The sequence below is a fragment of the Actinoplanes sp. NPDC024001 genome, from assembly GCF_040638955.1.
GTDB lineage: Bacteria > Actinomycetota > Actinomycetes > Mycobacteriales > Micromonosporaceae > Actinoplanes.
On sequence record NZ_JBEZZB010000011.1, the window covers coordinates 87,106 to 97,509 of the forward strand.

7 protein-coding genes are annotated in these 10,404 nt (G+C 69.1%); 5 read left to right on the forward strand and 2 right to left on the reverse strand.

What is annotated here, in order from left to right; genetic code table 11:
- Positions 1-169 precede the first annotated feature (169 nt).
- The 5 genes from AB0F81_RS06850 to AB0F81_RS06870 all read left to right on the forward strand — a co-directional run bounded on the left by AB0F81_RS06850 (position 170) and on the right by AB0F81_RS06870 (position 7,965).
- Positions 170-1,225: an RICIN domain-containing protein gene (locus AB0F81_RS06850; protein WP_360192163.1), complete on the forward strand. Its 1,056-nt coding sequence runs from the start codon at positions 170-172 to the stop codon at positions 1,223-1,225.
- Between the two features lie 17 nt (positions 1,226-1,242).
- Positions 1,243-2,847 carry a ricin-type beta-trefoil lectin domain protein gene (locus AB0F81_RS06855; protein WP_360192179.1) on the forward strand — a complete coding sequence of 535 codons (1,605 nt, stop codon included), beginning with the start codon at positions 1,243-1,245 and terminating at the stop codon, positions 2,845-2,847.
- Positions 2,847-4,646: a family 43 glycosylhydrolase gene (locus AB0F81_RS06860; RefSeq protein ID WP_360192166.1), complete on the forward strand. Its 1,800-nt coding sequence runs from the start codon at positions 2,847-2,849 to the stop codon at positions 4,644-4,646. The genes AB0F81_RS06855 and AB0F81_RS06860 overlap by 1 nt, the downstream gene beginning before the upstream one ends.
- A 25-nt stretch (positions 4,647-4,671) precedes the next feature.
- Positions 4,672-6,066 carry a non-reducing end alpha-L-arabinofuranosidase family hydrolase gene (locus AB0F81_RS06865; protein ID WP_360192168.1) on the forward strand — a complete coding sequence of 465 codons (1,395 nt, stop codon included), beginning with the start codon at positions 4,672-4,674 and terminating at the stop codon, positions 6,064-6,066.
- A gap of 480 nt (positions 6,067-6,546) precedes the next feature.
- Entirely contained in the window at positions 6,547-7,965 is a 1,419-nt protein-coding gene (locus AB0F81_RS06870; RefSeq protein ID WP_360192171.1) for an endo-1,4-beta-xylanase, read from the forward strand.
- A 68-nt stretch (positions 7,966-8,033) separates the two neighbouring features.
- On the opposite strand, the gene AB0F81_RS06875 is transcribed toward AB0F81_RS06870, so the two are convergent.
- Positions 8,034-9,380, reverse strand: coding sequence for a protein kinase (locus AB0F81_RS06875; RefSeq protein WP_360192174.1), 1,347 nt, complete (start codon positions 9,378-9,380; stop codon positions 8,034-8,036).
- 577 nt (positions 9,381-9,957) lie between these two features.
- Complete coding sequence (locus AB0F81_RS06880; RefSeq protein ID WP_360192176.1) at positions 9,958-10,305, reverse strand: hypothetical protein; 348 nt, start codon at positions 10,303-10,305, stop codon at positions 9,958-9,960.
- Between the last annotated feature and the right edge of the window lie 99 nt (positions 10,306-10,404).

The window sequence follows — 10,404 nt, forward strand, 5'->3', positions numbered from 1 at the left end:
AAGCCCTCTTGAATGTCTCGAAACAAGCTGGCAATCTTCCGCACATCAGCTGTTAGCGCTCCCAATGCCGGTCGACCCTCCCTGTGTCGCACCGTCCAGCGCGGTGTGAGCGATAACAGACAGCCAGCGGCAGGAAGGCATCGCCATGCCCGGAAGAAGGCGGTTGTTGATGACCGTCGCATTGGCCGTCGCCGGTGCCCTCGCCCTGCCCGGTGCGGCCGCCGCGGAGTCCAACGGCGGCACCCGCGTCATGCCGCTGGGCGATTCCATCACCGAAGGCACCCAGGTGCCCGGTGGCTACCGCATCGGTTTGTGGCAGCGGATGGCGGCCGCCGGATACCGGGTGGACTTCGTCGGTTCGCAGTTCAACGGACCGGCCGCCCTCGGCGATCACGACCACCAGGGGCATCCCGGCTGGCGGATCGACCAGATCGACGCCAACATCACCGGCTGGCTGCGCGCCACCACCCCACGCACCGTGCTGCTGCACCTGGGCACCAACGACATCCTGCAGAACTACAACGTGGCCGGCGCGCCGGGCCGGCTCTCCGCCCTGATCGATCGCATCACCGCCACCGTGCCCTCGGCGGACGTCTTCGTGGCCACGATCATCCCGCTGGCCAACCCGGGGCAGGGGGCGGCCGCCCGTACCTTCAATGCCGCTCTGCCCGGCATCGTGCAGAGCAAGGGCCCGCGCGTCCACCTCGTCGACATGCACGCCGCCCTCACCACCGCCGACCTGATCGACGGCGTCCACCCGACCGCCGGCGGCTACGACAAGATGGCCGCCGCCTGGTACGCGGCACTGCGGTCCGTCCCCGGAACCATCGGCGACCCGGTCACCGGTGGCGGCGGGGCGCTGGTCGGCACCGCGTCCGGGCGCTGCCTGGACGTCCCGAACGGCAGCACCACCAACGGCACCCAGCCGATCATCTGGGACTGCAGCGGCGCCGCGAACCAGCGCTGGGCCTACGACGGCCAGACCCTGCAATCGGTCGGCAAGTGCCTCGACTCGCCCACCGGGGCCACGGCGGGCACCCGGGCGCAGCTGTGGGCCTGCACCGGCGCCGCCAACCAGCGGTGGTCGTTCACGTCCGGCGGCACGATCCGCAACGCGCAATCCGGTCTGTGCCTGGACGTCAACGGCCGCGCCACCGCCAACGGCACCGCCGTCATCCTCTGGACCTGCACCAACGCACCCAACCAACTCTGGACGAGGCGATGATGAGAAGACTGAAGACCATGCTGGCCGCGAGCCTGCTGCTGCTCGCCGGCACCGCGGCCGTCCTGCCCGGCTCCGCCGCCCAGGCGCTGGACAACGGCGTGGCCCGCACCCCGCCGATGGGCTGGAACTCCTGGAACACCTTCGGCTGCAACATCAACGAGACGCTGATCCGGCAGATGGCCGACGCGATGGTCTCCAGCGGCATGCGGGACCTGGGCTACCAGTACGTCGTCGTCGACGACTGCTGGATGAACCCGAACCGCGACGCCGCCGGCAACCTGCAGGGCGACCCGACCCGGTTCCCCAGCGGCATGAAGGCCCTGGGTGACTACCTGCACGCCCGGGGGCTGAAGTTCGGCATCTACCAGGCGCCGCTGGACCGGACCTGCGCCCAGTACTTCGGCAGCTACCCCGGCGCGACCGGCGCCCAGGGCCACGAGGCGCAGGACGCCCGGCAGTTCGCCGCCTGGGGCGTCGACTTCCTCAAATACGACTGGTGCTCACCGACCGGCACCATCAACGAGCAGGTCGCCACGTTCGCCAGGATGCGCGACGCCCTCGCCGCGACCGGCCGGCCGATCGTCTACAGCATCAACCCCAACAGCATCCACGAGAAGACCGGCCCGCAGCGCAACTGGGGCGACGTCGCCAACATGTGGCGCACCACCGAGGACATCACCAACGCCTGGGACACCGGACAGACCAACGGCTACCCGATGGGCGTGAAGAACATCGTCGACGTCACCGTGCCGCTGGCCGGTTATGCCCGGCCGGGCGGGTTCAACGACCCGGACATGATGGAGGTCGGCCGCACCGGCATGACCGACACGGAGCAGCGCAGTCACTTCGCCCTCTGGGCGATCATGGCCGCGCCGTTGATCGCCGGCAACGACCTGCGGTCGATGAGCACGGCAACCCAGACCATCCTGAAGAACCCCCGGCTCATCGCGATCAACCAGGACACTCTCGGTCTGCAGGCGACGCAGGTCTCGTACGACGGGACGCGCCGGGTACTGGCCAAGCGGCTGGCCAACGGTGACGTGGCGGTCGCCCTGTTCAACGCGGGCGGCTCCACCACCACGATCTCGACCACCGCCGCGGCGATCGGCAAGTCCGGTAGCTCCTTCACCCTGCAGGACGCCTGGACCGGCGCGACGACGACCACGACCGGCGGCATCAGCGCCAGCGTGCCCGCCCACGGCACCGCGGTCTACCAGGTCAGCGGCGGGACCAGCACGCCGCCGACGAGCACCACGATCGTCAGTGCCGCCTCGGGACGCTGCCTCGACGTACCGAACGGGAGCACCGCCAACGGCACCCAGCCGGTCATCTGGGACTGCAACGGCGGCACCAACCAGCGCTGGACCACGTCCGGCGGCAGCATCCAGGCGCTCGGTAAGTGCCTCGACGCGCCGATCGGCGCGACCGCCGGGGCGAAGGTGCAGCTCTGGGACTGCAACGGCGGCGCCAACCAGCAGTGGACGATCAACAGCGACGGCACGATCCGCGGCGTGCAGTCCGGGCTCTGCCTGGACGTCGACCGCAACCTGACCGCCAACGGCACGCTGGTGCTGCTCTGGACCTGCACCGCCGCCGCCAACCAGCGATGGAGCCGGGTCTGATGCTCAAAAGGCTTCTGTGGGTCCTTGCCCTGGTGTGCGCGAGCGTCGCTGTCCCGGCGACCGCGCAGGCGGACAACCCGATCGTGCAGACCGTCTACACCGCCGACCCGGCACCTTTGGTGCACAACGGCCGCGTCTACCTGTACACCGGTCACGACGAGGACAACTCCACCTACTTCACCATGCGCGAATGGCGGCTGTACTCGTCGGCCGACATGGTCAACTGGACCGACCACGGCTCGCCGATGAGCCTGGCCACCTTCAGCTGGGCCAGCGCCGACGCCTGGGCCGGCCACGTGATCCAGCGCAACGGCAGGTTCTACTGGTACGTCCCGGTCAAGAACCGGGCGACCGGGCGGATGGCGATCGGTGTCGGCGTGGCCACCAGCCCGACCGGGCCGTTCACCGACGCTCTCGGGCGGCCGCTGGTCGAGAACGGTGAGATCGACCCGCACGCGTTCATCGACGACGACGGTCAGGCCTACCTCTACTGGGGCAACCCCAACCTCTGGTACGTGCGCCTGAACGCCGACATGACCAGCTACTCCGGCGGCGTGAACCAGATCCCGCTGACCACCACCGGATTCGGCACCCGCACCGGCAACACGGCCCGCCCCACGCTGTACGAAGAAGGGCCCTGGGTCTACAAACGCAACGGCCTCTACTACAACGTCTTCGCCGCCCAGTGCTGCTCGGAGTTCATCGGCTACTCGACGGCGCCCGGCCCGACCGGCCCCTGGACCTATCGCGGCACCGTCATGCCGACGCAGGGCAGCAGCTTCACCAACCATGCCGGAGTCATCGACTTCAACGGCAATTCGTACTTCTTCTACCACAACGGGGCGTTGCCCGGCGGCGGCGGATTCACCCGCTCGGTGGCGGTGGAGAGGTTCAGCTACCGCGCCGACGGCACCATCCCGACCATCACGATGACCACGGGCGGGGCGCCGCAGGTGGGGACGCTCAACCCGTACGTCCGGCAGGAAGCCGAGACGATCGCCTGGAGCTCCGGCGTCGAGACCGAACCGGCGAGCGAGGGCGGCTTGAACGTCGGCTTCCTCGACAACGGCGACTACATCAAGGTCAAGGGCGTCGCCTTCGGCGCCGGCGCCACCTCCTTCTCCGCGCGGGTCGCCTCCGCGACCGCCGGCGGCCGCATCGAACTGCGGCTGGGCAGCCCCACCGGCACGCTAGCCGGGACCTGTACGGTGCCCGGCACCGGCGGCTGGCAGACCTGGACGACCGTCACCTGCCCGGTCAGCAACGCCACCGGCACCCAGGACCTGTACCTGCGGTTCACCGGTGGCACCGGTTCGCTGTTCAACGTCAACTGGTGGCAGTTCGCCGGTGCGGCCGGCGCGAACCTGCTCACCAACGGCACCGCCGAGAACGGCACCACGGGATGGCGGGTGTTCGGCAGCGGCACCCTGTCGTCGGACACCACGGTGGCGCACGGCGGCACGCGCTCGCTCGCGCTCGACGGCCGCACCGCGGCGTGGAACGGCGCCGGCCAGGACGTCGGCTCGGCGCTGGTGAACGGCCGCACCTACACCACCAGCGTCTGGGTGCGCACCCGCGCCGGCAGCACCACGGCCAAGGCCACCCTGGCGCTCACCGCGAACGGCACCACCAGCTACGTCTCGCTGACGCCCGCGACCGCCGTCACCTCCACCGGCTGGACCCTGCTGTCCGGCACGGCCACCGTGTCCTGGACCGGCGCGCTGTCCGGCGCCACCTGGTACGTCGAGACGACGGCCGGCACCGACGGCTACCACCTCGACGACGCGGTGTTCCAGTGAAACCCCGTCTCCCCAGGAGAGGATCATGAACAGATCCACATCGGCCCGGGCCGGACTGGTATCCGCCGGTGCCGCCCTGCTGGCGTCGACGGCCGCCGTGGTGGCGCTGCCCGCTGACGCCGCGGCCGCCGGTTGTTCGGTGGGTTACACGGTGTCGTCCCAGTGGCAGGGCGGATTCGGCGCCAACGTGTCGATCACCAACCTGGGTGACCCGTTGACCGGCTGGACCCTGACCTGGTCCTACGGCGCCGGGCAAACGGTGACGCAGGCGTGGAACGCGACCGTGACGCAGAACGGCTCGGCGGTGACCGCGAAGAACGTGAGCTACAACGGGTCGGTCGCCACCAACGGCACCGTGTCGTTCGGGTTCAACGGGTCCTGGACCGGCAGCAACCCCGTCCCGGCCGGCTTCGCCCTCAACGGTGTGGCCTGCACCGGAACGACCACTCCGACGTCTCCGTCCACCTCACCGTCGGTCTCACCCTCGGTCTCGCCTTCGACGCCGGGCGGCTCGTGCACGCTCCCGTCGAGCTACCGCTGGACCTCCACCGGCGTGCTGGCCAACCCCCGCTCGCCGTGGGTGTCGCTGAAGGACTTCACCACCGTCGTGCACAACGGCAAGCACCTGGTCTACGCGTCGAACGTCTCCGGATCCACCTACGGCTCGATGAACTTCACCCCGTTCACCAACTGGTCCGACATGGCCTCGGCGAGCCAGAACGCGATGAACCAGGGCGCCGTGGCACCCACCCTGTTCTACTTCGCCCCGAAGAACATCTGGGTGCTCGCCTACCAGTGGGGTGCGTGGCCGTTCATCTACCGCACGTCCAGCGACCCGACCAACCCCAACGGGTGGTCCGCCCCGCAGCCGCTGTTCACCGGCAGCATCGCCGACTCCGGCACCGGACCGATCGACCAGACCCTGATCGGCGACGGGCAGAACATGTACCTGTTCTTCGCCGGTGACAACGGCAAGATCTACCGGGCCAGCATGCCGATCGGCAACTTCCCGGGCAGCTTCGGCTCGTCCTACACGACGATCATGAGCGACACGAGGAACAACCTGTTCGAGGCGGTGCAGGTCTACAAGCTGCAGGGCCAGAACCAGTACCTGATGATCGTCGAGGCGATCGGCGCGCAGGGCCACCGCTACTTCCGCTCGTTCACCGCCAGCAGCCTGAGCGGCTCGTGGACGCCGCAGGCGGCCACCGAGAGCAACCCCTTCGCCGGCCGGGCCAACAGCGGCGCCACCTGGACCAACGACATCAGCCACGGTGACCTGGTGCGCAGCAACCCGGACCAGACCATGACCGTCGACCCCTGCAACCTGCAGTTGCTCTACCAGGGCAAGAACCCCAGCGCCGGCGGCGCCTACGACCAGCTGCCGTGGCGGCCGGGCCTGCTCACGCTGCAGCGGTAGGCGGCGAACGGATCCACGAACCAACATCGGTGGGGTGCCGGCCCGGCGTGCTCGACGAATGCGAGCGCGCCGGGCCGGCGTGCATTCGCGGAAAAACACATTGGCCTCCAGAAGGCGTTATGCGGAGGCACGGGCGAGAGTCGGCGGTCTGAAAGTTTCGGAGTGCAAATTCGCGCGGGGTGCGCACAAGTCCGGCTGGATGCGCGAGAAGGGCGCTCCGGCAGTCTGAAGCCCCTGGTGAAACGCATGATGCCGCCGCGAGACAAGCATTAGAGTGGACTGATACTTACGAAGATTCTCCGGAAGCTATTGTTTCGACCGCATTACCGTGCCAGCATGAATTCGCATTGAGGTCCGTCGTTCGAGCGCGACTCGTGCACTCACCGGAATCTTCTACCCGCATGCCGGGTGCTGCCGCCGTGCGTGTGACGCCCGGCGGCCCGAGAAAGGGAAGCCCTCGTGGAGATGAGATCCCGATCGTTGTGGGTTCGGACACTGATTGCCGGCACCGTCGCCGCCGTCGGGGCGTTCGGCGCCCTGACGGTGATGCCGGACGCCAACGCCGCGGCGAGCACGCTGGGTGCCGCGGCCGCGCAGTCGGGCCGCTACTTCGGCACCGCGATCGCCGCCGGCCGGCTGAGCAACTCCGCCTACACCACGATCGCCGCGCGCGAGTTCAACATGGTGACGGCCGAGAACGAGATGAAGCCGGACGCCACCCAGCCCAACCGGGGCCAGTTCAACTTCAGCGCCGGCGACCAGATCTACAACTGGGCGACCCAGCGCGGCATGAAGGTCCGCGGCCACACGCTCGCCTGGCACGCCCAGCAGCCGGGCTGGATGCAGAGCCTGCGCGGCAGCACCCTGCGCCAGGCCATGATCGAGCACATCAACGGGGTGATGGCGCACTATCGCGGCAAGCTGGACTCCTGGGACGTCGTCAACGAGGCCTTCAACGAGGACGGCAGCCGCCGCCAGTCCAACCTGCAGGGCACCGGCAACGACTGGATCGAGGTGGCGTTCCGCACCGCACGGGCCGCCGACCCGTCCACCAAGCTCTGCTACAACGACTACAACATCGAGAACTGGACCTACGGCAAGACGCAGGGCGTCTACAACATGATCCGGGACTTCAAGGCCCGGGGTGTGCCGATCGACTGCGTGGGCCTGCAGACCCACTTCACCGGTGGCAGCTCACTGCCCGGCAACTTCCAGACCACCCTGTCGAGCTTCGCGGCCCTGGGTGTGGACGTCATCCTGACCGAGGTCGACGTCACCAACGCCTCGACCTCCCAGTACGCGGGGCTGACCCAGGCCTGCCTCAACGTGCCGCGCTGCGTCGGCATCATCGTGTGGGGCGTGCGCGACAGCGACTCCTGGCGGGCCAGCGAGAACCCGCTGCTGTTCGACGGCAGCGGCAACAAGAAGCCCGCGTACACCTCGGTGCTCAACGCCCTGAACAGCGCCAGCCCGAACCCGTCGTCGCCCGGGCCGTCCCCGTCGGTCTCGACCCCGCCGCCGGCGGGATCGGGCCGGATCGTCGGCGCCCAGTCCGGCCGGTGCATCGACGTGCCGAACTCGTCGCAGACCAACGGCACCCGGGTGCAGCTCTACGACTGCCACGGCCAGGCCAACCAGACCTGGACGCTCACCGCGAGCAGGCAGCTGACCGTGTACGGCACGAGGTGCCTGGACGCCTCCGGCTCCGGCAACGGCGCGGCCGTGCAGATCTACGCCTGTAACGGGCAGGCCAACCAGCAGTGGAACGTCAACGCCAACGGCACCATCACCGGGGTGCAGTCCGGGCGCTGCCTGGACGTGTGGGGCACCGCCAACGGCCAGCAGGTGCAGCTCTACGACTGCAACGGACAGGCCAACCAGCGATTCAGCCTGAGCTGAGCCGCCGAGCTCTGAGGGTCCGGGCCGAGGTAGCAGAATCCTCGGCCCGGACCCGTCCACAGGTGTCGTCAGCGCTGCGCTGCGTACCCCGAGCGGCTTCCTGACCGGCTGCGCGGCAAAGCGACGGCGGAGGCTTCGCCGGCAGGCGGGGGGTCGCTGGCCTTTTCCTCAGCCGGTGAGGTGGTGGTGGGGGCCGTCGATGTCGTCGTTGAGGGTGCTGTCGTCGGCGATGCCGTCGTGGACGGTTTCGGGCTGGGGGTGCGCCTGGTGGTGCGGGGTGGGCTGGTCGGCGTTCGAGTGTTGTCATCGGTGTTCTGGCCGGTGCCGTCAGCCGGGCGAGCGGAACGCGGCGAGGACGGGGCGCCCGGCGTCGTCGCCGGTGCCGATGCGGCGGGGCGCGCTGTGCCGGGAAACCAGCCGAACGGGTCGGCGACGGCCAGGGCGGTGCCGGCCCCCAGCAGCACCAGCGTTGACGTCAGTGCCGCCACCACCAGCCGTCGGCTGTTGCGGTCACGCGGCCTGTCCGTGGCCACGGGGGCGTGGCCCGTACGCAAGGGATGAAGCGCGAGCGTGACGGTCTCCTCGCCTGCCGGCGCCGCGTCCAAGACGCGGTCGGCGGCCGCAGCCATCGCTGCGGCCGACGGGAAGCGGGCTGCCGGGTCCTTGGCGAGCGCGGTTGCTATCAGGGCGCGGGCCGGCGGCGCAATGTCATCGGGCAGCGGTGGGGCGTCATCGTTGACATGCTGCATGGCGATCGCGACCGGGTTGTCGCCGAGGAAAGGCGGGCGTCCGGCCAGGCAGTGGTAGGCCACGGCGCCGAGCGCGTACACGTCGGCGGCCGGCCCGACGGCACGTGTGGACACCTGCTCCGGCGCGATGTAGTTGACGGTGCCGACCACTTCTCCGGCGCCGGTGAGCGTGGCGGACTGCGCGGAGCGGGCGATGCCGAAGTCGACCAGGACCACGGTTCCGTCCGGCCGGATGATCATGTTCGCGGGCTTGACGTCGCGGTGCACGATGCCGGCGTCGTGGACCGCCTGTAGTGCGCGGCCGGTCTGGGCCACGACGGCCATGGTGTCGGCCAGGGTGAGCCGGCCTCGCTCCGCGATGAGCCGGTCCAGCGGCTGCCCGTTCACGTGGGCCATGACCAGGTACGCGTCCTTGCCGGGTTCCTGGCCGAAGTCGTAGACGTCGGCGACGCCGGGGTGATGCAGGGTGGCCATGGCGCGGGCTTCGTGCTCGAACCGGCTCTGGAATCGCGGGTCGACGGCCCGGTCGGCGCGCAGTGTCTTGACCGCGACCGTGCGGCCCAGCACGGTGTCGGTGGCCTGCCACACGTCGCCCATCCCACCGGAGGCGATCCGGCCGTCGAGCCGGTACCGGCCGGCGAACAACTCTCCAGGCTCGTACGGCATCGCGGTTCCCTCCAGACGTTGCTCTCGTCACCGCACGTTAGGACCAGCAACCGAGGGTGTGTTCGCCGTTCAGCTTCTTCGCAGCTCAACGGCGTCGGGAGAACCGTCGCAGCTGGGCGATACGCGCGGTGCCGATCGCTGCTGTGCAGATCCCGACGCAGCGCCACCAAGGTCAGCCGGCGCACCAGCCGGGTCGGTGGAGGGGAGCAGAGCGGACATGACGTCCTGAACGGGAGCCGGTGTGGCGCACCTCAGACGGGATGTCGTCGATTCCGGAACAGCGCAACCATACGCCTGCTCGGCCCCCTGAACGAGTCCACGGCCCCCGATATCGCGAGGTGAGCCGCTGCGTCCGTACCGTCGGAGGCAGGCCGTGGGGGCGTGACCGCCTGTAAAGAGCGCGGCGGGAACAGGCGTACGATTGAGACGTCACCCTGGACCCCGGTGACCAGGTAGTTGAGCGCCGTGCGTTCCTCGGCGATTCTTCGCCACCGCGGCGGCCAGGTGCGCACGTCACACGGACTGTTCTTCAGTGCGACTGTCCGGCTGCGGCCGGAGTCAGGACCTTCGCCATGTGCTATCTCCGCTGTGTATACGCCGGCCACGCTGTCGCCGGCGTCGCAATCACGTTGAGGGTTTGCGATCGGCAGGTCCCGCGTTCCTGGGACGCCGAGAACCGGAGGCCACAATGACCTTCTCCGATGTCGTTGATGTCCTGTTGAGCGAGCACGACGAGATCCGGCGCCTGTGCGCCGCTGTCGAACGCAGCGGTGACGGGGCGAAAGGACGGCGGTTCGCCGAGTTCTCTCTCGCAGTCCATCTCCATGAACGGGGAGGACGAGCCGTCATCCATCCCGTGGCCATAAATGTGCCCGGGGGCAACCTGATCGGCATGATCCGCCTGCGAGAAGAGAACGCCATCCACCTAGCTGTACTGACCCGAGAGGTTGGGGATGCGGCTGGCGGGTGGTAGGCCGTTGAGCGCGGTGTGTCCGCGATGGTGATTGTAGGTATGGAGCCAGGC